A 21,137-nucleotide genomic window follows, 5' to 3' on the forward strand; every position below is an offset into this window, starting at 1 on the left:
CAGCGCTATTAATGCTGCTATTAATGCTCCCGGGTATTCCGGAACAGAACATCCGGCCAGCGCTCTTCTGCCAGGGAGAGGTTTACCCGGGTCGGGGCCAGGTAGGTTAGATGTCCGCCGCCGTCTATGGAAATGTTCTCCATATTCTTGCGCTTGAAATCATCCAGTATTTTCGGATCATCACACTCTACCCAGCGGGCTGTATGCACGTTAACGGCTTCGTAAATGGCATCAACCTTGTACTCATCTTTCAGACGCTGAAGTACTACATCAAACTGCAGCACACCCACCGCGCCGAGAATCAGGTCGTTATTGCGCTGGGGCATAAACAGCTGGGTCGCGCCTTCTTCTGACAACTGCTTCAGGCCCTTCTGGAGCTGCTTCATTTTCAGCGGGTCCTTCAGGCGGACACGTTTGAACAGTTCCGGCGCAAAGTGCGGAATCCCGGTAAAGCGCAGCTCTTCTCCCTGCGTAAAGGTGTCGCCAATCTGGATGGTGCCGTGGTTATGGAGGCCGATAATATCTCCGGATACAGCTTCTTCCACCTGGGAACGATCCCCGGCCAGAAAGGTCACGGCATCGGCCACTTTCACATCTTTGCCCAAACGCACATGTTTCATTTTCATATTACGGGTGTATTTGCCGGAACAGACCCGCATAAAGGCGATACGGTCCCGATGCTTCGGGTCCATATTAGCCTGAATTTTGAAAATAAAGCCGGAGAACTTCTCTTCCATGGGTGCGACTTCCCGGTCTTTGGTCGGACGGGGCAAAGGCTTGGGAGCCCATTCGGTAAAGTAGTACAGCATCTCCCGAACCCCGAAGTTCGCCAGGGCTGTACCAAAGAAGACAGGTGTCTGCTGGCCGGCCATAAATTCTTCTATATCGAATTCATGGCTGGCCCCGCGTACCAGTTCAATTTCATCCACAAACTCTTCGTGGATTTCGCCGAGCAGTTCTTTGGCTTCGTCGGACTCCAAGCCCTTGATTTGCACATCATCGGGAATGGTGTGGCCCATGCCAGGCTGAAATACATGGATGGTATCAGTGTACAGGTTGTACACGCCCTTAAAGCTCTTGCCCATGCTGATGGGCCAGGTGATAGGGGCGCAGTCGATCTTCAGGATGGACTCAATTTCATCCATCACTTCAATCTGGTCCCGCACCTCACGGTCCATCTTGTTGACGAAGGTGAAGATGGGAGTTTCCCGCATACGGCACACATCCATCAGTTTAATGGTGCGGTCCTCAACACCTTTTGCGCCGTCAATCACCATCAGGCAGCTGTCCACAGCGGTCAGGGTGCGGTAAGTGTCTTCAGAAAAGTCCTCGTGCCCGGGGGTGTCCAGCAGGTTGACCATACGGTCGTTGTAAGGGAACTGCATCACGGAGGTAGTGATTGAGATGCCCCTGTCTTTTTCCATGGTCATCCAGTCGGAGGTGGCCATGCGCCCGGACTTCTTGCCCTTGACCGTTCCCGCCATCTGGATGGCGTTTCCGAACAGCAGCAGCTTTTCGGTAATGGTGGTCTTACCGGCGTCCGGGTGGGAGATAATGGCAAAAGTGCGGCGTTTGCACACTTCCTGGATAAAGTCTGACATGGCTCCTCACGGAACAGGGAAAAAAGAATCGCGGGATTATACCCTGACCACCGAGTGTGAGTAGTGAAAAATTTCAGTTGTTAAACTCTCGAAACCGCTGGGGACGAAATAAGGGAAGAATGATAGTCGGGAATATCTGAGATGGTTTTTATATCCACTTCTCCAGGCTGTTAGCCTCACTGACCATTTTTGTTACGAGGGAGAATATTAAAGAAAATTAGGGTCTATATTGCCTGTAAAGCAGGAGACGATCTGATGACACAAACGCAGAATGGTTCGCTGACCGGTGAAAATATGGAGAAACTGCTCAGCTTCGTTGAGCGCTACTGTCAGGTGTATGAAACCCTTGATGCCGATGTCGTGATCAAGTGGTTTTCCACGGGGGAGACCTATTCCTACGGAACCGGAGCCGATGAGGTATTTCACGGTGGCCGGGAGGAGATGCTGAAAGGCTTTAGAAGGGACTTTGGTGAACTGGCTGAAACCTCATTGACTCCGTCCAATATCCATGGGTTCCGCACCGGCACATCACTTTATGTTGGATATGATCTCGCCGTATCTTATGTCCTGAAAACCGACAGTTCCGGAGAAAAGCGCCATATGCCACCCCTGCGTATGAGTATGGTGCTGGAAGAACAGAAAGGTAGTGATGAAGAATGGGCTATCGCTCACTTCCATCTGTCAGCGCCCCTTCAGGGCCAGTCCGAAGGGCTGTCTTTTCCCGATTAATTCCCCCGTCTGTTTATTTAGAAGCTTAATTACTTAAATCTTGCATTCAGGCAGGCTTAAGTGTTTGTGAATGTATCCGGAATCCGGGTTTTTACGTTCAATAACAGGTTGTAGAAACTATCTGGCTGATCTGGCCATTTGCGGTGTCATTTGGGCCAAACAACCTCTATGAGGGTAGAACTCTTGTAGTGAAAGAAACAGTGTTGGCATGCGGGCAAACATCACTGGCGCAGGCAGGGAAAAAATATAAAAATAGAGTCCTGATTGCGCTGGTAAGCAAATAATAAAAACGGATACTGATACTCGAAAGATCCAGTACCAGGATGTTACAGGTAAGGGCGTCGAGTCAGTCGAATAACAAAAAAACCTAATAACTCTAAAATCGCAGATGGAAAGCTGTTCGTATGAAAGCAAATCGCTCTAAAGCTCTGGCGGCCGCAATAGCACTGACAGTTGTCGGTTTTGCGGGTTCCGCGAGTGCCCAGACAGGAAGTGTCCAGTCTGTCCTGGATGTTGGCGCTGACAAAACCCGTGCTGCGCAAACCTCACAGCAGAAGATAGACGGCATTGTCAGTCAGACTGATACCCTCCTCGCTGAATTCAAAACCGTCAGCAAGCAGATTGACGGCCTGAATGTCTATAACAACCGTCTGCAGAAGCAGATTGATGACCAGCAGCGCCGTCTTGGAGATATAGGCGACTCCATTAAACAGGTTACTGTTATCCAGCGTCAGGTGACTCCCCTGATCATCCGTATGATTGATGGACTGGAGCAGTTTGTTGAGCTGGATATACCTTTCCTGAAAGGTGAGCGTGAAGAACGGATTGCTTTCCTGCGGGCCAATGTGGACCGCTCTGACCTTTCCACTGCGGAGAAATTCCGTCAGGTTCTGGAAGCCTACAAGATTGAGAATGAATACGGCCGCAAGATCGATACATACGACGGTACCGTAGAGATTGACGGTGTTGAACGGGAAGTGAAATTCTTCCGGGTTGGCCGTATCGCCCTGTTGTACCAGACAACTGACACACAGGTTTCAGGTGCCTGGGACCAGAAAGCCCGTCAGTGGGTTCAGCTGGACAACAGCGAGTACCGCAGCGCTATCCAGAAAGGTCTGCGTATCGCCCGTAAACAAGCCTCAATCGATATTCTGAAGCTGCCGATTTCTGCACCGGAGGCTCAGTAATGGTTACAACAATGATAAAAGCAACCATAAAAACAACCATGAAAACCAGCGTTCGAAAGAAAAGCCTGGTGAAATCTGCGCTGCTGGCTGTGTCCATGACCCTGGCTGCAAGCACTCCTTTCGCTATGGCGGAAGAGAAAGCAGCTTCTCTGGATCAGCTGCTGAAGCAGGTTCAGCAGGGCAAGATTTCTGAGGCCAAGGGCAACCAGAAGCGTGAAGCCCGTTTCCTGTCCCAGCGCAACACCCAGAAGAAACAATTGTCAGACGCCAAAAAGACCCGCGCCGCCAAAGAGCGTGAATCTGCCCGTCTGGAAAAGACGTTTGAAGAGAATGAACGTCTGCTGGTTGAGAAGCAGCGTCAGCTGAAAGACCGCTTGGGTAACCTGACCGAACTCTTCGGTCACCTGACGTCCGGTACCGGCGACCTGCGCAGTGTTGTGGAAAACTCCCTGACCAGTGTCCAGTATCCCGGTCGTGAAGAGTTCCTGGATCAGCTGATCGACAAGATGAGCGGTTCCGAGAAACTGCCAAGCATCGCTGAAATTGAACGTCTGTGGTTCGAGATGCAGCGTGAAATGACGGAATCCGGTCGTATCGCTTCCTTTGATGCTACCGTTGTTTCCCCCGATGGCGAAAAGACTAACCAAAAGGTTGTGCGGGTTGGCTCCTTCAACGTGGTTTCGGAAGATGGCCAGTACCTGACCTACGAAAATGGCACCCTTTCTTCCCTGGCCCGTCAGCCCAGTGGTCCTTACCAGAGCTGGGGTCGTGATCTTGGTGCCTCCAGCAGTGGCCTGACCCCTTTTGGGGTTGATCCCACAGGCCCCAGCGGTGGTTCTTATCTGGCTGCACTGATTGACAGTCCCGACCTGGAAGAGCGCTGGAGACAGGGTGGCGTAATCGGTTACATCATCACCGGTGTGGGTGTTTTTGCTCTGCTGCTGGGCCTGTTCCGTCTGCTGGTTCTGTCCGTGATGGGACTGAAGGTGAACGGTCAGCTGAAGAGTGATTCCGCCAGTACCGCCAATCCTCTGGGCCGTGTGCTGAAGGTTTATGAAGATAACCCGGAACTCGATCCGGAAACCCTGGAGCTGAAGCTCTCTGAAGCGGTTGTCCGTGAAGTGCCGAAGATTGAAAGCGGCCTGAACCTGCTGAAAATTATTTCCGCAGTCGCGCCCCTGCTGGGTCTGCTGGGTACGGTAACCGGTATGATTATTACCTTCCAGGCCATTACCATCTTTGGTGCCGGTGATCCCAAGGCTATGGCCGGCGGTATTTCCGGAGCCCTGGTAACCACGGTACTTGGTCTGGTTGTTGCCATTCCCACCGTTCTTCTGCACACCATTGTAAATGGCCGTGCCAAGAAGATTATCAACATTATTGTTGAACAGAGCACTGGCATTGTTGCCCAGCGCACCGAAGTTCAGTTTGAGAAAAAGAAAGCGGCAGCCCAGCAGCGTGCAGCGTCCCGTAAATCTGCTGGTGTACCTGCAGGCGCATAAGGGAGGACGGCATGATGATCATGCTTTATGACATCCTGGATGCTATTCGCAGGTTTATGGAAGCCGGCGGCCCGATCATGATGTGGATCGGCCTGCTGACCCTGGTATTGTGGACTCTGATGTATGAACGTTTCCTGTACTTTCGCAGAGCCATGCACCGTGATGTTCAGCAATCCATCGATATCTGGGAAGCCAGGGCTGAACGTAAGTCCTGGCATGCCAGGCAGGTACGGCGGTTGCTGATTTCCCAGACGCGGGAAAAGATCAATCAGGGTATACCCATGATCAAAACCCTGGTGGCGCTCTGTCCGCTGCTGGGGCTGCTGGGTACTGTAACCGGGATGATCGAGGTTTTTAACGTAATGGCCGTAACCGGTGGTGGTGATGCCCGTGCCATGGCGGGAGGTGTGTCACAGGCGACCATTCCTACCATGTCCGGAATGGTGGCCGCGCTGTCCGGTGTCTTCGGTATGACTTATATCCGTCGGGTCATGGATCGTGAAAACACACTGCTGGAAGATCACCTGACCACCGACCACTAATAAACCGGCGGGCCTGCATGCAGGCCCGGTTTTATCCCGAGATAGAAGATAAAGCGGAACCCGGAAAAACAATAAGAGTTCGGATATGCGTATAAATCAGTTTGCAAAAAACAGTGCCGCAGAAGAGAGCTCCGAGATCGACCTCACGCCCATGCTGGACGTGGTGTTTATCATGCTGATTTTCTTCATCGTGACTGCCTCCTTTATCAAAGAAGCAGGTGTTGATGTGGAACGTCCGGAAGCGTCTACGGCCAACAAGGTTGAGAATGTGAATATTCTCGTGGCCATTACCCCGACCAATGAAGTCTGGATCGACAAGCGTCGTATAGATCGTCGTTCAGTACGTGCGGTCATTGAGCGGATGCACGCCGAGAACCCGGAGGGCGCGGTTGTTATCCAGGCGGACAAACAGTCCAATACCGATACAGTGACGTCTGTTATCGATTCGGCCAGGGCAGCCGGGGTGTTTGATGTTTCCCTGTCCACGACTGAGTAGGGCAGGCATTTATGAAATATCTTCGATTACTGTTTAGCCTCGTGCTGGGGGGCGTAGTGACGGGGGGGCTGTTCTACCTGATGCTCTCCCTGATCGAAAGCGCTGATCCCAATCTCGATAAAACCCCGGCCCGAAAGCTGGCGGATATCTATATGCCCGAGCGTGAGATTGAAGCCCAGCTGAAGGAAGAAAAGGCTGAAAAACCCGATGAGCCGGAAGAGCCGCCCCCCGAGTTTGAACCGCCCCAGGTTGAGAACTTTGATCTGGCGGAAAGCACGGTGGATATGACTCCCAACCTTGGGTTGGATCTGAATATCGGCCTGGGTAACGGTTTGGGGTCTGCGGACGGTGAATATCTTCCCATCGTAAAAGTCGCGCCTATTTATCCCCGCCGGGCCAACTCCCGGGGTATTGAGGGTTACTGCACAGTGGAATACACCGTAACCAAGAACGGTTCTATCCGTAATCCTGTTCCCATTGACTGTGCGCCGAAAGGTGTATTTGAAAAGACATCGGTTAAAGCTGCGATGAAATTCAAGTACAAGCCCAGAGTCGTTGATGGTACGCCCATCGAAGTGGCCGGGGTGCGTAACCGTTTCACCTTCAGGCTGGAGAAGTAGGGAGGCTTTATGACATCACTATTGAAACCAGTATCAGGATGGATGACCGGTCAGTGGGGCCGACCACTGCTCAAGGCTGTGGCGTTTAGTCTGCCGGTATTTGTTGCTCAGATGGCAGTGGTTTCTACCGCGGTTATGCCTGCCGAAGTGCAGGCCGCAGCCAAGAAGGAAGAAACCCGTCGTACACCGGCCCTGCGTAACAAGGTTTACGAAAAGCTGAGTGAAGCCCAAAAGGCTGTTGAGGCAGAACAGTATGAGCAGGCCCTGGAAATGCTGGATGCTCTGCGTTCTCGCTCAGGTAAGAAAGCCCTGAACAGCTATGAACTGGCTAACGTTTATAACCTGTATGCTTTTATTCACTATGCCCGTGAGGATTTGAATAAAGCGCTGCAGGCTTATCAAAATGTTATCGCTCAGAAGGATATTCCCCTCGCCCTGGAGGTGAATACCCGTTATACCGTCGCCCAGCTGCTGATGATGCAGGAGCAGTGGAATGAAGGCCTGAAGGAGCTGAACGTATGGTTTGATTACACGAAAACTCCCAGTACCAGTGCTTTTGTTCTGCGCTCTCAGGCGTACTACCAGCTGAAGAAGTTCGATGACTCCCTGCGGGATATTGAAACAGCCATCTCCATGAACCGGAACAAGGGCAAGCTCCCGAAAGAGCAATGGCTGAGCCTGGCCCGTTTCCTTCATTATGAAAAAGCTCACCTGAACAAGGTGGTGGAAGTTCTGGAAGAGCTGATTGTGCTCTATCCGAAGAAGGAATACTGGGTGCAGGTTTCCCATATGTACGGGGAGATCAATCAGGAGAAGAAGCAGCTGTCCGCTATGGAAACGGCTTATCTGCAGGGCTTTCTGACCAAAGAGAGCGAGCTGGTGAACCTGGCTTACCTCTACCTGACCCACGATGTGCCTTACAAGGCCGGCGCGGTGCTGGAAAAGGGCCTGAAAGCCAAGCAAATTAAGCCAACTGCCAAGAATATGGAACTGCTGGCCAGTGCCTGGCGAAAAGCCCAGGAGCTGAACAAGGCGATTCCCGCTATGAAACAGGCAGCAAGTAAATCCGACAAGGGCGAACTCTGGACCCAGCTGGGCAACATTTATGTTGACCAGGAAAACTACGGTGAAGCCATTAAAGCGATTACCGCTGGTTTGAAGAAAGGCGGAGTCAAACGTCCGGATAGTGCCCGCCTCTCATTGGGTATGGCTTACTTCAATACCAGGCAGTATGACAAGGCGAAGAAAGCGTTTACCGAAGCGAAAAAAGATAAACGCTCCAAGAAGTTTGCCAGTCAGTGGTTGAAGTATATGGCTAATGAGATTGCCCGGGAGGAAAGCCTGAAGCGAGGTTAGTCGTTTTTATGAATGGCTGCTACATATAGCTGATATGTAAAAGTGTATTTGCTTTCAAAACCATGGGACTAATCCAGTCCTATGGTTGTTTTACCCCCGGATTTCTAATCATCGCAGCGAACGTCTTACTTTCAGGATTTAACAGAGTACTCAGGCATATCGGATGCGCTGAAGGCTGTGAAAACCTGATGGTTTATATAGGAAACTCTTCAACGAAAGGATTTTCTGCTAAAAGTCAGATATCAAAACACATAAGAATCTGACCTTTGAAGAATCAAGGCCGGAACTATTCTGACAGCCTGGAAGATTATCAGGAGGCTGGAGGGGGCTAACTGTTTTAATAAACACAGATGTCTCTTTTGAGGTTGAATAATGATGGTTTGAGCCATTAAGGCTGTAACTGTCGTTTTGGTGGTTGCCGGCAGGAAGTGAATCACATAGTCTGGAGTTAATAAAAAGAGTAAAGCAGTGTGCCGCCCTGAAATGGAGCACTGCGGAATAAGAATAAAAAAAAAGGATGTGGAATATGGGATATCGGGCTAGGAATGTAATCGTTCTCGTGGCAGCCTGTTTTTTATCTGCCGTTGCTTCTGCTGAAACTCCCTACCTTTCTGGCGTTGGTATTTATAAAGAACTCTCGGAAAACTATTATTATGGAGCCATTTACTCTGACAATAATAATGCGGGAGCCGATGACCTTCTGACAGACAGTGTTAACAAACGCCTTGTTTTAAGAGTCGCGGCCAAACATCTTACTCAGCGTCGGTTCTATAAGCTGTGGAGCCACGCCCTGGCAATTAATAACAGCAGGGCAGACTTGGAAAAGTATGATGATGAAATTGTTGAATTTTCCATGATTGTTAAGGGTCGTCTGTTAAGAGGCGACGAAATGGTTATGGAAACTGTGGATAATAAGTTCCAGCTAACTATTAATGGCGTAAACGCGCTGACCTTTGAGGATGCCGGCTTTATTAATCTCCTTCTGCGTAGCTGGATAGGCAAACATCCTCCCCTCCAGGCTTTTAAAGAAGATATTCTCGGACAGTCCGGTGATCGTTCCTATGGACATATTGCTGATTTTGATGCGCTAAAGCCCCAGGAAGGGCGAGGAGAGATAATCGCGTTCTGGTTTTCTCCCAAGCCTGAGCCTGTGGAAGTAATCGAAGAAGTTGCTGTGGCAGAGCCTGAAGTTGAAGAACAGATTGAAAAGGCTGCAGGGCCTAAACCAGATAAAAAAGCCGAAGAAGAAAAGGAAAAACGGGAGCAGCTGGCAACGGAACAGAAAAGGCTGGAAGAAGAACGTCTTCGTAAAGAGGAAGAACGCCTGGCCCAACAGCGGGAGCTGGAGCGTCTGAAAGCCATACAGGCTGCATCCGGTCAGTATCTGCGCAGGGTGGTCAGTCATGCCAATAAATTTACCATTTATCCCAAGCGGGCGTTGCGTCGTAACCGGGAAGGCTATGTGGTTATCAAGGTGGAAGTGGACAGGGAAGGGCAACTGTTGAAATCCCAGGTAATAGAAGAGGCCCGTTTCGGGGAGTTGAGTAACGCGGCCCTGAAAGCGGTAGAAAAAGCTGTGCCTTTCCCCGCCATTCCAGAACTGCTGGAAGCCGATACCTTTGAGGTTTCTATTCCGTTCCGCTTTGCACTACTGAATTAAACCTTGCCGGCAATGCTGGCGTTACGGGCGGCAATTACTTCAGCCATTATTGAAATGGCAATTTCCCAGGGGGTTTTACTCCCTGTGGAATAACCCGCCGGCGCATGGAGTTTTTCTGTTTGCTCTGGTTTCAGGCTTAACCCATGAAGACGCTTCAGTCGTTTCTCTGATGTTCTGTGGGAGCCCATAGCGCCTACATAGAATGCCTCTGTTGTTAATGCCTGCATCAGTGCCATATCGTCGACCCTTGGGTCATGGGCCAGGGTGATAATGGCACTGTGGCTGTCATGGAAGTGTTCCCGAATCAGATCGTCGGGGAAGGCTTCCATGATATCGACATTATCAAAATCACAGTTCTCAAGAAATGTACGTCGAAAGTCGCATACAGTCACGGTAAAGCCAGTAGCAGTTGCAAGCTCCGCGATACAGCGGGTTACCTCTCCAGTTCCGGTTAGCAGCATTTGCCACTGGGGGCGGAAGGGATGGTGAAGAATGTCGTCTTTTCGTATCGGGCTGTCTATTGTGGAATGACTGGAGAGACTTAATTGTTCACCGGTCAGAGAGACTGAACGGGTAACAGCTTTGCGATTCTGCTGGGCTTCAAACAATTTCTGGAAGTGGGAGATTGTCTCTGTATCAGGCTTCAATCGTTCAAGAATAATATCCAGGGTACCGCCACAGGGAAGCTGGAAACGCTGTTGTTCATCGTCCGTAGCGCCAAAAACCAGGAATAGAGGGTGTCCTGCCTGCTGATACTGCTGCTCAAGGCTGCCATCTGCAAAGCGTTTCAGCAGGTCTTCTTCTATGCATCCACCGGAAAGGGAGCCACTCAGTCCGGTTCCAGGAACGCAGGCCATCAATGAACCCACCGGCCTGGGAGAAGAACCCCAGGTCTTGAACACTGTGGCGAGCCAGACGTTATGGCCCTGCTGCAGCCAGTTGACAACAGTCTCAATAACATGCTGGTTGTTGGTATTCATAATTCTGGTCGTTTTTATTGGAATAGGTGCTTTTGTACAGCTGCCCGGAAGCCGCATGGCACTCCGGGTTGTCAGAGTTACAGCAGATTATTTAAAGACAACTGTTTTATTTCCATCCAGGAATACCCTGTGTTCGGTATGCATCTTTACCGCTTTGGCCAGAGCGACGGTTTCTGTATCCCGTCCGGTGGCGACCAGCATTTCCGGGGTGTAGGTATGATCAACCGGCTGTACTGCTTGCTCAATAATCGGGCCTTCATCAAGATCACAGGTTACGTAATGAGCCGTGGCACCAATCAATTTTACGCCCCGCTCATAGGCTTGGTGATAGGGCCTGGCTCCCTTAAAGCCCGGCAGGAATGAATGATGAATATTTATGGCCCTGCCGGACAGCTGGGTGCAGAGGTTATCTGAAAGAATTTGCATATAGCGGGCCAGAACAACCAGGTCCGCTTTGGTTTCGTTCACTACGTCCAGCAAAGCCTGTTCCTGGGTGACTTTGTTCTCTTTGTTTACCGGTAGATAGATAAAGCGAATACCTTCCCGTTCAGCCATGGGGCGCAGGTCCAGGTGGTTGGACACAATCGCGACAATATCCATATTCAGCTCGCCTTTATGGCGGCGATAGAGAAGGTCGTCGAGGCAGTGGTCAAATTTGCTCACCATAATAATGGTGCGTACAGGGGCAGTGGCAGACTGCATCTGCCATTCCATATGAAACTTCTCGGCGACTTCCGGAAACTGTGACTGCAGGTCACTCAGTTCAGAGTGGCCTGATACCACATGAAAACGGGCACGCATAAACAGACGACCGCTGTCCTGATCATCAAACTGGTTAAGTTCGCTGATATAGCAACCTTGCTCCGATAAAAATGAAGTTACGGCGGCAATAATCCCCGTGCCGGCCTGACAGGTAGCTTTCAGTACATACTGGTGATTTTGGTCTGTACTGGTGGTCATGGTTGTTTACTCCTCCCGCTTTTACCGTTGAGTATTGCCTTTTTGGTAATTAAGGGTGGGCAATACTTTGCAGCTTATGGCTGCTTATGGCTGCTTATGGCGGGATTCTAACCTAACTCTCCGACAGGTACAGGCGTTATCGGGGCCACAGAACCGGGTGAAAGTCTCTGACCCGAAGGAAGAGTTCAGCTTTTAGCTAAGAAAATGTACAGCTTCTTCGAGGCTGGCCCGAACCGTTTTTGCCTTGTTGGCATCGGCCGTCTCATCAGCATAACCAAAAGACATACCAAACAGCACGCCACGCTCTTCCGGAAGATCAAACATCTTGCGAACAGGCGTGGTGAACTGGCCCAAAGCGCCCTGCATACAGCTGGAGATGCCGTGCTCTTCCAGCAGAAGAGTCAGGGTCTGGGCGTAGATACCCAGGTCAACGGCACCCATCATCTGCAGGTATTTATCCATGGTGAAGATCGCAACGTGGGGAGCGTCAAAGAATGACCAGTTACGGAGCATGGCAATGTTGCGTTTTTCTTTATCACTTCGTTCAATGCCCATGGCTCCGTAGAGCGCTGCTGCTGAGCCGAACTGGCGGTCGCGGTGAACACCCTGATAAGGCACCAGCCAGGTAAAGTCCGGATTCGGACCCTTGCCACTCATTACGCTCTCAACCAGCTCTTTTTTCAGCTGATCTTTCTTTTCTCCGGAAGCCACCAGAACCTGCCAGGGCTGAACATTACAGTTGGACGGAGCCTGCTGGGCGGTGGTGAAAATATCCCGCAGCAGGGTTTCATCAACGGGTTTGGGGCGGAAAGCCCGGCAGGTGGTACGGGCGCGGACGGCTTCACTGACTGTCATGGGTGTTACCGGTTTAGTGTTGTTATTTTCAGGGCATCATCATAAACGGGGTATGATTACATCGTCCACAGTTTTAAAAGATAACCAGCTGCCTGGCCACACCTTTGCATGTTTCCCTTTGCTCTGCCGATAGCTCTTTTTAGATAAAAATGGAAGGAGCGAGCCTTGAACGCACTCGGCAGGGCTTTGGAATCGGGACAGGCCCAGGGATATGAACAGGCTGGCAATATCAGCCCGGCTCAATCCGTTAATTTCTTTGGTCGCTGGCTGGCCAAGGTCTTTAAAACTTCAGACTCCGGTCCCGTTTATCAGGCCAGCTCTGTGGCTGCCCATTTAAAGCAGGACTACGGCAACGGCGTGGGTGAGACGGTTATGAACAAGGCGGGTAACAAGCCTTTAACTGCCCGACGTATTGTCAGTTTGCACAACCAGGCTCTCAGGCTGAAAGATCAAATTGATCATACCAACCAGAAGCATATGAAAAGCTGGTTGAACCTGGACAGACAGGGCAGCCTGGCCCGGGAGATATTTGCCCAGGTTCAGGGCTATCCAGCCCGTCAGTTGCCGGAATATGAACGTCAACATCTTCAGCAAAGGTTGGAGCAGACTTTTCACCAGTGGGGAGACCATGCCATTTCCAAAGAGGAGGCACGGGAACTGGTAACCAATGTCTTTGCCAGTACACCATCGGGCTTTAGTAATGCGGCCCCGGAAGTCAGCCGGGTGCTGGGTGGTAACAAGCCTCTGTACTCTCAGGATGTAAACCTTTGGCAGTCAGGCAAATCCCTTGGGTTTGAGGACAGCAGGCTGCTGGATGCTTTTCGCTATAACACCAGTCACAGTGCAAGGCTGCAGTGGGAATCACCCTTTGATCATCTTGAAAGCCGGGACTGGGAAGGGCAGCTGGAAGATACCAGCCTTCACCTTCAACGTTTGGATTCCAGCCTGAAAGCCTTGCAGAGAGGTGGAGGCGCGGGGCTGCAGGAAGATCTTCGTCAGGCCATGGCTCTGGATATTTACCGGCAACAGGGTGTGGCCAAAAAGCATATGGAATTTCTTCAGCATCTTATTGATGTTGATTTCCGCAGCCCGGACAAACAATTGCAGGCAGTGGAACGTAATCTTGATGTGGCCCTGCTGATTATTGCAGAGGAAGTTGATCGTGCCAGTATACGACTTCATGCAGGTAAGCAAACGGGTAAAAAAGAGGTCTCAAAGTCTTCAGATCGGCTGGAGGTTCTGGAAAAAGCCCATAATGTTCTTAGACAACGTCGGCGTGAACTGACTCCCAGACCGGTTGTCCAGGGAGAGAACCTGAAGAAAACCGTTAAGCAGGATGCTAGAGAACTCCGGAACCTGCTGGTTGAGGCTGGTATTCCTGCAAAGGGGCTGGAAAAGCGCTGGAGAAAAACAATAGTGGCCGTGACTAATGCCAGTGAGTGGAATGAGATCAGCAAGCCTTTGAAAGTAAGAGTGGATGGTCGTTTTCATACCTACCCGTCCACTTTGCAGCCAGCCGGGCAGATGCGCTTTCACCGGCCAGGGGAAGAGCAAGGCAACCGGGACCCATTTGCCATCAGTTATCATGGTGGTGGTCGGAGTTCAGGAGATACGACGGAGCGGGTACATTCCATTAACCTTTATAAAACCCGTCTGGAAAACGACGGAAAAAAAGAGATTTTCTCCAGCCTGCGCAGCGGCACGCTCTATCCCAGAAAGGTGAAAAGCCCAGAGGAAAGGGAACAGATTATGGCGAGCAGGGCAAAAGAACTGCTGACGGCCGTTCTGGTGGAGAAGCTGACCCGGTTATCACCGGAGCAACAGCATCTGGCCTGGGAGAAAGGCGAGTTATCCCTGGATTTTGTTACGACGTCCATGATGTCTCCGGATGATACCCGGCATGTTACGGGTTTTCATGATGATGAGCTGATCTTTCAGCGAAATCAGCACCGCATTTTAAAAGAACTGTGCAGCAGACCTGTAGACCTGGATATTGTGGACAGCCAGGGGAATGCCCGTAAGATGCAGGTGGATGTGCGTTTGGCACAGATGAATATCCCGGTTAACAATATTGGCCTGAATACCGCTCTCTCCACCCTCGGCCGAACCTGGAAGCATGCGGATAAATATAATCGTGAGGGCATAGAAACACTGCTGGGCAACAGCCATCCGGATAGTGATCTGGGGGGCATTGTCGGAAATTGGATGGCAGAAAATGGGGAAAATGATCCTGAGAAGGCTGCCATTGTTAAACAGCTGGCGACCCAGGCTAGAACCCTGTTCAGCCAGAACCTGCACCACAGCGAAGGGCGGGACGCTTACAAGCTGATGGAGCGGGTTCAGCTGCTGGCCTGGATGACAGGTGCGGTGTCCCATTTCAACTGTAAAAGTGGCAAGGATCGTACCGGAGAGGCAGATGCCAGAATCAAGGTTCTGGCGTCGGAAATCGACAGGCTGGGATATGTGCCTGATCCGCTGGCTCCGGCAGAAAGGGAGCATCGGGAAGCCGTTCAGACATTCTTATATGGAACGGGTAACCTGGAAGTTCAGCAGCAGAATGTGAACGAACCAGGTTATAAAACCAATTATGGTAAAGCCGAACAGGGGCGGGCCCTGTACCGGCTTATTCATTAAGTGAAGTGGCAGACCTCTCAAGGTAGTAACTGCTTTTGGGCATAGCTGATCAAGTGCTTGCTCACCTGCTTCATCACCCCTGACTCCAGAGCCCAGCGATGCCAGAACAGTACCCGGTTATGGCGAATATCCGGAATCACTTCCACCAGTTCTCCGGACTCCAGTTCATCACGGATCATCAGATCCGGAATCATACCGTAGGCAACACCATGTTTGGCCAGGGTCACAAAGGCTTCTGAGGTACCGACGATATGGCAGGGCACTTCCCCGGGAGGCAGTTCAAAGTGTTGCTCCAGATAGCGCTGGTGGAGGTCGTCAAAGTGATCAAAGGCCGTGGCCGGAGCCTTCACCAGGCTCTCCCGGTTTATGCCATTGGGGAAGTGACGCTTGATAAAGTCCGGTGACGCTGCGCAGACATATTCAATACGTCCCAGTCGGTCAGCAATACAGCCGGCCACGGGAACGGGCTCGCTGCTTACCGCACCCAGCACTTCTCCACGGCGCAGAAGATCCAGTGTACGGGATTCATCCGCGATGCGCAGATCCAGTTCAACAGGTTGCTCCCGCAGAACCGGTGCCAGTGCCGGTAGCAGCCAGGTGGCCAGGGTATCCGCGTTGACCGCGAGGGACAGGGGCAGGAAGTGGCTGTTGGCTTTCTGTTGCAGTTCGGGAAGGGCTTCTTTCTCCAGCAGCTGCACCCGCCGGAACAGGGTCAGCAAGCGTTGCCCTGTGTTGGTGGGCTGGGGGGGCTGACTGCGAATCAGCAGGGGTTGGCCCAGTTGTTTCTCCAGCTGGCGAATGCGTTGGGAGACGGCGGACTGGGTAATATAAAGTTGTTCGGCGGCTCGCTCAAAGCTGCGCTTGGTTACAACGGCATCAAGAGCGGCAATCAGGCGATAATCCAGGTTATTCATTAGAAAAATTGATGGACAGTTAGAAAATTGAGGTTAACGGAGAGCACGTTTGTCGTTTAACCTCCATATAAAGAATACAAATTAACAAAACACTTTAAGAAACTTTACCAGAGCCAAACAAATTAATGTCAATTCTTCCTGCCGTACAGGGTTTTTTTCTCGGGGCTTCCATGATTATTGCCATAGGCGCGCAAAATGCCTGGGTTATAAAACAGGGAATTGCCCGTAATCATCATCTTGCGGTTGCCACTGTCTGTGTCGTCTGCGATGTATTTCTGATTCTGCTTGGCATTTTTGGTGCAGGTGCGCTATTTGCAGAAAACCAGATGCTAATGATGGCCGTGACAATCGGCGGAGTCGCTTTCTTAACCTGGTACGGAGCTTTAGCTTTGCGCAGCGCGCTGAAACCGGCAGGTAGTCTGGAGTTTGAAAAAAACAGGAGCGGCAGTCTTAAATCCGTCTTGGCAGCAACTCTCGCGCTGACATTATTAAATCCCCATGTATATCTGGACACTGTCGTTGTTCTTGGAGGCATTGGCGGGCAATTCGGGGAACAGGAACGCTGGTTGTTTGCTGGAGGCACCATACTGGCGTCAGTTGTCTGGTTTTATACTCTGGCCGCCGGAGCGGCCAGACTGGCTCCCGTGCTTTCCCGGCCAAGGGTACGCAAGGGCATTGATTTGCTGGTGTGTCTGTTAATGTGGTCGATAGCGGCGTCTTTGTTGGCACGTTGGCTGTAATCAGTTCTGGCCTTTGTGTCCGACACTGACTTTACCATCCTGGTAAACCCGAACGGCCTGTTTGCGCTTTCTGCCAATCAGTACACAGCCGTCATCGAAGAAAAAGAAATTTTTCCAGTGGCGACTGAATACTTCCCAGGTAGTTTCCAGAACGGTTTCACTGTCGATGCAGTAATAGACGGTGGTTTCTGGTGTCCAGGGCAGGTTCTCTGCCATCACTTCCGGCAGGTCGGGGCTGTCTGATTCCCACTGCTGCTGCCATTCTCCGCTGAATTCCCAGCTCTCTTCTTTGGCGGGCCAGTCGTCGGCGTTAAAATCTTCGGGGGTCAGGCACTGTTTGCTGATGTTATTGCGCCATACATCAATGGCGGCAATGGTTTTCATGGGTTTGATCAGGGCCTGATCCTCAGGAGGAACTGGCATATCGGCATGGCGAAAGACCCAGGCGTTTTTGTATTCGGACAGGGGGATGTATTTCATCAGATAATGTGTTTGTTACAGAGCAGACGGTGCTGGTAAAAGTAGACGGACTGTATCAGATAATGGGGAGGAACTCTGCCCGGAAAGTGCCCGGGCAGGGAAAACAGAAAGTTTTTAAGCGGTGCTGCCGGAGACTTTAATACCCAGTTGCTTGAGCTCACCGGTGGCAACATCATAGAGGCAGCCGTGGATAGTCAGATCCTGGCCCCGCTTCCAGGCATTCTGGACGGTTTGGGTTTCAGCAATATTCAGAACCTGTTGTTCGATGCTCAGTTCGCTCAGGCGGTCGGCCCGGTCGGTTTCATCGGGAATGTTTTCCAACTGCTCGCTGTGACACTCGCACAGATTATGCAAAGGCTCCAGCCAGTCCCGCAGGGAGCCGCTGGATTCACCTTTCAGGGCTGTCGCTACGCCACCACAGTTAGTATGTCCGGATACCAGGATGTTTTTCACCTTAAGAATATCCACAGCAAACTGGATAGCGGACATGCAGCTGTTATCCGAATGGTTTACCAGATTGGCAATATTGCGGTAGACCAGCATTTCGCCGGGCTTGAGGCCGGTTAGCATTTCCGCCGGCATACGGCTGTCGATACAGCCTATCCACAGGTATTCGGGGGATTGCCCTTTGGCAAGAGATGAGAAGAAGCCAGGCTCACGCTCTTCGCGCTTTTCTGCCCATTTTCTATTCTGCTTAAGAAGTGTACGAATATCTGACATATCGCGTGACACAGCCGACCCAATCATTGCGTTGTTACAGGTAGCCTAAACAGGTGCGCCTTAACCGTCCAGAGTCTCCTCGTAGAATTTAGGTAACGGACGAGCTGACTTCCTGAAACTGATTTGACAGAAACAGCTGTGAATCCTCGTTCTTTTGACGACTTACTGGTATCTCGCCAAGTTTAAAGGTCAGAGCGCGGTCGGGTAAACAGGGGCGGCTATAGTGAGAGAGATAATATGTGATGCAGCTGGCAGTTCAGCCGCTATTCTGGCCTCTCAGGGATGGAGCGGGTTATGGCGATCTTCAGGGTATTCTTCTCTTTTCTTGTAGCTATTCTTTCTGTGGTTTTTTCTCCGTGGTCTGCCGGGGCTTCCGGGGATATTCAGCAATTCCAGCTACAGACCAGTGGCGATAAAGACCGTTGCCTGGCTGTCGGGAAGAAAACTGCAAACGGTGACAATGCCGATCCCAGCTACCTTCTGATTATTGGGTTCTGTTCTTCCGAAAATGCCCTGTTCTGGAAAGTAGGCATTAATAAATTCCATATTGAGCATGTGGGCACTCTGGGATACAAAGAGGACATCAAATGGTGCCTGACCCGGAAAACCACTGAAAATGGTGAACGCCTGCAGCTGGATGTGTGCCGTTTTGGTACCAATGAGACCCAGGCCTGGGGGTTGAGCAGCAGTGGTGAGCTGTACAGTTATCAGGCAAGAGGGGAGGCCCTTGTTAAGGGGCTGGCAGTGCGGGTGTATGACTCTGTTTCCCGGCAAAGCCTGGGTACCTGGGGTGGCAGTTTTGACTGGCTGAAGGCCACGCCCCCCGGAGACAGCTGGTGTTACGCGCCTCCCTGGCTGAAAGAGTGTCGTATTTGTGACCGTATTATTGAAGACAGGAGCCAGTGTCCGGTGATTTCTCTGGAGACGGATGTTTTAGACCAGGACAAGAAAGATATTCCCGCTCCTGAAGAAAGTGACAAAAATAAGGACGAGAATAAGGAAGAAGAAAACGATAAGGAAAAGGGTACAGACAGCAATAAAGAGTCTGCTGATAATCCAGAAGAGAAAACCCGGAATAGCCCACAGGATAATAATACCTCTGATGCTGATGAGAACAAGGATGATGGAGACGTCGGTAAAGATAAAGACAGCAATAAGCCGGTTGAGCCATTGGAGCCGAATAAGCCAGATGAACCGGATGAGCAAGAAGAGAAGGACGCTCTGCCGGTCAGCAAGGTGGCTGGCTGGTTTAGCCTCAAGCAGTTAAGAACTGACCGGAATATTTGCCTTGATATCTCCAGGGCCAAAATCAGAAACACCTTTGGCCAGGAAGATTCGGTCAACCGGGTGTCGCTTCAGGAGTGCTCAACAGGCAGGGACGCTCAGCAGTGGTCCCATAATCTGGTAACAAAAGCGATCCATAACCGCACGCTGGGTGAATCTTTCTGCCTGACCCGAACGGAAAAAAATATCCTGATGCTGGAATGCGCCAAAAGAGCCAGAAGCAATGATCAGCGCTGGTATTTCAGCCGGGGCTGGTTAAAGCATGTTCCGGCGTTCTCCCTGGTGTCATTTACCGAAGAGAACGGGAACTGGACGCTGCAACTGGACGATCAGGTCGGCGCAGGCTTTTACAGTATTCGACCCAGGTATGATGAAGACTGCGAAAGAGTGAATGACCAGTGTTACGACCTGTCCAGCGGTGAACTTAAGGATTTTGTACCTTTTTACGGGAATTAATAATTCAAATCCCTGGCCATAACGATGGCATCTTCCCGTCTCTTTTTTCCCGGGTAGTAATTGGGACGGCGACCCACTTCAGCAAAATCATTGCGCAGGTAAAGCTCTATCGCCCCATGATTGGATACCCTAACCTCCAGGAACATCACTTCCGCGTTGTTTTCCCGGGCTTCATCAATCATAAAGTCCAGCAGGCGTTGGCCCAGCCCCCGCCGCTGAAAATCCGGTGAGACAGCAATATTCAGCAGATGCCCTTCTCCTGCTGCAATCATGGTGATGGCATAGCCTGCCAGAGTGCCATTCTGTTTCAGTAGCCAGCAGTGGTGACCGGATGAAAGGCAGTTGGCAATAATACCCCGGGTCCAGGGTGACGGATTGGTGCTGACTTCAAGGGCGAGGACGGTATCAACATCATTCGCTGTCATGGGGCGCAGCGTGAAGTTATCATCCCATGTCGTATTCAGGTTTGTATGGCTGGTCATTTGGTTTCGGGGGCGTTTTTCTGCAAGGCATCGCGCAGGGGGCGGAGGTTGGCCCAGGCATCGTTTTTCAGTTCGGGCAGGCTCATCATTTCACCCAGGCTGCAGGTGATGGCATAGCGGGTATCATCCCGTTGCTGCATGCCGCGACAATTCTCAAAGGGTTCACTGTCGTTCCACAGGTACAGGCTGCTGGTACGGCCAAACAGCAGAATGGTTTTACGGCGTTTCAGGCCAAACTGGTTGGTTAAAAAACCATAAACAGCTTCTTTGGCAAAGCAGCGGTCAATGGCGGAGTGCTCCGGCAGTATCGGCCAGGCGAACAGGCCGATTCTCAGCTCCTGGTCTGGTTGAATACCAACAGCTTTCAGGATATTGCGCAGCAGCTGCTCATGGTAACCGGTAAACTGTGTCTGGTCGGACCAGGGCAGGTCGGTAATGGCCAGACAGGTATCGCTGATTTCTACAACTGCCAGCCGGAAAGGTTCGGCAAGTGTGCTCTCTTTTGGCTCTGTGGTCTCTGTTTCAGGTGATACAGAGTCTTTTTCCCTGTCTTCCGGAGTGGGACTCGCAAAGCCAAGATCATTCAGAATACCAGATGACTCCCTTGGGCTGTCGAAAGAAGGTGCTGGCGCAGGTTGTGGTGCAGACTGAGGATAGACAGGTTGCTGTTCTGCAATACCATGAAGGGGAGCAGAGGCATTGATGGCTGGTGTTTGTATGGGGATATGAACGGCTTCTACCGGCTGGCTGATAATCTGAAGATCTTCTTCATCGGCCTCTCGTACCTGTGAAGGCAGGGCACCGGGCAGCACAAAGCGGGGATACCAGGGTTGGATTCCCATAGCTTCCAGATAGTCCTGTCGCTGTCGTTCCTTCATGCGTATCCGCTGGTGCTGAAAATACATTTACCCAAAGGCATCCATTGTAATCCAACAGGCA

At 51.3% G+C, this 21,137-nt stretch carries 20 protein-coding genes; 11 read left to right on the forward strand and 9 right to left on the reverse strand.

Annotated features, from left to right (window positions below; translation table 11 throughout):
- Positions 1–20: 20 nt before the first annotated feature.
- Positions 21–1,601, reverse strand: coding sequence for a peptide chain release factor 3 (locus ACY2RQ_RS16095; protein WP_490114011.1), 1,581 nt, complete (start codon positions 1,599–1,601; stop codon positions 21–23).
- Between the two features lie 255 nt (positions 1,602–1,856).
- Between ACY2RQ_RS16095 and ACY2RQ_RS16100 the strand changes: the two genes are divergently transcribed.
- The 8 genes from ACY2RQ_RS16100 (at position 1,857) to ACY2RQ_RS16135 (ending at position 9,693) form a co-directional block, all read left to right on the forward strand.
- Positions 1,857–2,330 carry a nuclear transport factor 2 family protein gene (locus ACY2RQ_RS16100; RefSeq protein WP_490114012.1) on the forward strand — a complete coding sequence of 158 codons (474 nt, stop codon included), beginning with the start codon at positions 1,857–1,859 and terminating at the stop codon, positions 2,328–2,330.
- A 404-nt stretch (positions 2,331–2,734) separates the two neighbouring features.
- A complete protein-coding gene (locus tag ACY2RQ_RS16105) occupies positions 2,735–3,517 on the forward strand; it encodes a DUF3450 domain-containing protein (RefSeq protein WP_490114013.1) in 783 nt (260 codons plus the stop codon).
- Complete coding sequence (locus tag ACY2RQ_RS16110) at positions 3,517–5,019, forward strand: MotA/TolQ/ExbB proton channel family protein (RefSeq protein ID WP_490114014.1); 1,503 nt, start codon at positions 3,517–3,519, stop codon at positions 5,017–5,019. Before ACY2RQ_RS16105 ends, ACY2RQ_RS16110 begins: the two co-directional genes overlap by 1 nt.
- 11 nt (positions 5,020–5,030) lie before the next feature.
- On the forward strand, positions 5,031–5,561 hold the full coding sequence (locus ACY2RQ_RS16115) for a MotA/TolQ/ExbB proton channel family protein (RefSeq protein ID WP_490114015.1): 531 nt from the start codon (positions 5,031–5,033) through the stop codon (positions 5,559–5,561).
- A gap of 85 nt (positions 5,562–5,646) precedes the next feature.
- Positions 5,647–6,057: an ExbD/TolR family protein gene (locus ACY2RQ_RS16120; protein ID WP_490114016.1), complete on the forward strand. Its 411-nt coding sequence runs from the start codon at positions 5,647–5,649 to the stop codon at positions 6,055–6,057.
- A gap of 11 nt (positions 6,058–6,068) precedes the next feature.
- Positions 6,069–6,677, forward strand: a complete 609-nt coding sequence (locus ACY2RQ_RS16125; protein WP_490114017.1) for an energy transducer TonB — start codon at positions 6,069–6,071, stop codon at positions 6,675–6,677.
- Between the two features lie 9 nt (positions 6,678–6,686).
- Positions 6,687–8,033: a tetratricopeptide repeat protein gene (locus ACY2RQ_RS16130; RefSeq protein WP_490114018.1), complete on the forward strand. Its 1,347-nt coding sequence runs from the start codon at positions 6,687–6,689 to the stop codon at positions 8,031–8,033.
- Between the two features lie 526 nt (positions 8,034–8,559).
- Positions 8,560–9,693 (forward strand): TonB family protein, encoded by a 1,134-nt coding sequence (locus ACY2RQ_RS16135; RefSeq protein WP_490114019.1) that lies wholly within the window; start codon positions 8,560–8,562, stop codon positions 9,691–9,693.
- Here ACY2RQ_RS16135 and ACY2RQ_RS16140 read toward each other — a convergent pair.
- From ACY2RQ_RS16140 to ACY2RQ_RS16150, 3 genes are all read right to left on the reverse strand, one after another.
- A complete protein-coding gene (locus ACY2RQ_RS16140) occupies positions 9,690–10,673 on the reverse strand; it encodes an XdhC family protein (protein ID WP_490114020.1) in 984 nt (327 codons plus the stop codon). The genes ACY2RQ_RS16135 and ACY2RQ_RS16140 overlap by 4 nt on opposite strands.
- A gap of 87 nt (positions 10,674–10,760) precedes the next feature.
- The gene (purU, locus tag ACY2RQ_RS16145; RefSeq protein ID WP_490114021.1) at positions 10,761–11,633 is read right to left on the reverse strand and encodes a formyltetrahydrofolate deformylase; all 873 of its coding nucleotides are present in this window, start codon (positions 11,631–11,633) and stop codon (positions 10,761–10,763) included.
- 192 nt (positions 11,634–11,825) lie between these two features.
- Complete coding sequence (locus ACY2RQ_RS16150; protein ID WP_490114022.1) at positions 11,826–12,488, reverse strand: nitroreductase; 663 nt, start codon at positions 12,486–12,488, stop codon at positions 11,826–11,828.
- A 165-nt stretch (positions 12,489–12,653) separates the two neighbouring features.
- Here ACY2RQ_RS16150 and ACY2RQ_RS16155 point away from each other — a divergent pair, with 165 nt between their 5' ends.
- Entirely contained in the window at positions 12,654–15,122 is a 2,469-nt protein-coding gene (locus ACY2RQ_RS16155) for an inositol phosphate phosphatase SopB (RefSeq protein ID WP_490114023.1), read from the forward strand.
- Between the two features lie 17 nt (positions 15,123–15,139).
- Here ACY2RQ_RS16155 and ACY2RQ_RS16160 read toward each other — a convergent pair whose 3' ends face one another.
- Positions 15,140–16,036 (reverse strand): LysR family transcriptional regulator ArgP, encoded by an 897-nt coding sequence (locus ACY2RQ_RS16160; protein WP_490114024.1) that lies wholly within the window; start codon positions 16,034–16,036, stop codon positions 15,140–15,142.
- A gap of 125 nt (positions 16,037–16,161) precedes the next feature.
- Here ACY2RQ_RS16160 and ACY2RQ_RS16165 point away from each other — a divergent pair, with 125 nt between their 5' ends.
- Positions 16,162–16,776: a LysE/ArgO family amino acid transporter gene (locus ACY2RQ_RS16165; RefSeq protein ID WP_490114025.1), complete on the forward strand. Its 615-nt coding sequence runs from the start codon at positions 16,162–16,164 to the stop codon at positions 16,774–16,776.
- Here ACY2RQ_RS16165 and ACY2RQ_RS16170 read toward each other — a convergent pair whose 3' ends face one another.
- Positions 16,777–17,256 (reverse strand): DUF2947 family protein, encoded by a 480-nt coding sequence (locus ACY2RQ_RS16170; protein WP_490114026.1) that lies wholly within the window; start codon positions 17,254–17,256, stop codon positions 16,777–16,779. It abuts the gene before it with no gap.
- Positions 17,257–17,370: 114 nt separating this feature from the next.
- Positions 17,371–17,976, reverse strand: a complete 606-nt coding sequence (locus tag ACY2RQ_RS16175; RefSeq protein WP_490114027.1) for a carbonic anhydrase — start codon at positions 17,974–17,976, stop codon at positions 17,371–17,373.
- A 294-nt stretch (positions 17,977–18,270) separates the two neighbouring features.
- On the opposite strand from ACY2RQ_RS16175, the gene ACY2RQ_RS16180 reads away from it, so the two are divergent.
- Entirely contained in the window at positions 18,271–19,716 is a 1,446-nt protein-coding gene (locus ACY2RQ_RS16180) for a hypothetical protein (protein WP_490114028.1), read from the forward strand.
- On the opposite strand, the gene rimI is transcribed toward ACY2RQ_RS16180, so the two are convergent.
- Both rimI and ACY2RQ_RS16190 read right to left on the reverse strand, forming a co-directional pair.
- Positions 19,713–20,198 (reverse strand): ribosomal protein S18-alanine N-acetyltransferase, encoded by a 486-nt coding sequence (gene rimI / locus ACY2RQ_RS16185; RefSeq protein ID WP_490114029.1) that lies wholly within the window; start codon positions 20,196–20,198, stop codon positions 19,713–19,715. The genes ACY2RQ_RS16180 and rimI overlap by 4 nt on opposite strands.
- On the reverse strand, positions 20,195–21,076 hold the full coding sequence (locus tag ACY2RQ_RS16190) for a uracil-DNA glycosylase family protein (RefSeq protein ID WP_490114030.1): 882 nt from the start codon (positions 21,074–21,076) through the stop codon (positions 20,195–20,197). Before ACY2RQ_RS16190 ends, rimI begins: the two co-directional genes overlap by 4 nt.
- Positions 21,077–21,137 lie beyond the last annotated feature (61 nt).

It is taken from the genome of Parendozoicomonas sp. 209JJ7-1 (assembly GCF_058147085.1).